The organism is Collinsella sp. AM36-4AA (assembly GCF_003467795.1).
GTDB lineage: Bacteria > Actinomycetota > Coriobacteriia > Coriobacteriales > Coriobacteriaceae > Collinsella.
Genome location: NZ_QSHS01000063.1, coordinates 1 through 1,257 on the forward strand (window position 1 = coordinate 1; position 1,257 = coordinate 1,257).

The window sequence follows — 1,257 nt, forward strand, 5'->3', positions numbered from 1 at the left end:
CTGTTGCGTTGAGATTGAAAATCAACCTCGCTTGGCAAAGTGGAAACGAATCAGATGGTTGACGGGCTCGCGGAAGAAGCTCGAGCCGGGCACGGCGCCCACGCCCACCTTTGAGGCCAGGTCCTCGCAGAAGTCGAGGTCGCTGTCATAGCAAAACTCAGAGATGTCCATCATCACGTAGTAGGCGCCCTGCGGCACGTTGTGCGTGAGGCCGATGCTGTCGAGTCCCTGACAGAATAGGTCGCGCTTGGCGGTGTAGAGGTCGAGGACCTCCTGGTAATAACTGTCGTCGAAGTTGAGGGCGGTGACGACGGCCTCTTGCAGGGGAGCGGCGGCGCCTACGGTGAGGAAGTCGTGGACCTTTTTGATGCGCTCGGTGATTTCGGCGGGAGCGATGGTGTAGCCTAGGCGCCAGCCGGTGATGGAGTAGGTCTTGGACAGCGAGCTGCAGCTGATGGTGCGCTCAAACATGCCGGGCAGCGTGGCCATGTACACGTGCTCGTGGGGAGCGTAGACGATGTGCTCGTACACCTCGTCGGTGATGCAGTAGGCGTCGTACTTCTTGCACAGGTCGGCAATAAAAGTGAGCTCCTCGCGCGTAAAGACCTTGCCACAGGGGTTGGACGGGTTGCATAGGACGATCGCCTTGGGATCGTTGTCGCGGAAGGCCGCCTCGAGGACCTCACGGTCGAAGTCAAAGGTGGGCGGGTTGAGCGGCACATAGATGGGCTCGGCGCCCGAGAGAATGGTGTCAGCGCCGTAGTTCTCGTAGAACGGCGAGAAAATGACGACCTTGTCGCCGGGGTTCGTGACCGTCATCATGGCGGCCATCATGGCCTCGGTGGAGCCGCAGGTGACTACAATATTCTCGTTGGGGTTGATCGGCATGCCCATAAAGTGCTCCTGCTTGGCGGCAAGCGCCTCGCGCATGGCCTGAGAGCCCCAGGTGATGGAGTACTGGTGGTAGAGCGGCTTGGGATCGGTGGCGATGGTGCTGAGGCTATCGAGCAGCTGCGCCGGGGGATCAAAGTCGGGGAAGCCCTGTGACAGGTTGACGGCGCCATACTTGTTGGAGATGCGCGTCATGCGACGGATGACGGAATCGGTAAACGTTGCCGTGCGGTTGGAGAGTTCTTTCATGCCGGTCCTTTCGAGCATTTGCAGTGGGGCAAGTTTACTCCTATGAAACCGGTGGGAAATGCTCGAAATGGTCTCGAAAAACTCTTTTCGGTTGATTTTCAATCTCAACGCAACAGC

The 1,257-nt window shown here is 58.8% G+C and carries 1 protein-coding gene; it reads right to left on the reverse strand.

Annotation, left to right across the window (positions count from 1 at the left end; genetic code table 11):
• Positions 1–21: 21 nt before the first annotated feature.
• A complete protein-coding gene (locus DW850_RS10080) occupies positions 22–1,140 on the reverse strand; it encodes a pyridoxal phosphate-dependent aminotransferase (RefSeq protein WP_117786973.1) in 1,119 nt (372 codons plus the stop codon).
• Positions 1,141–1,257 lie beyond the last annotated feature (117 nt).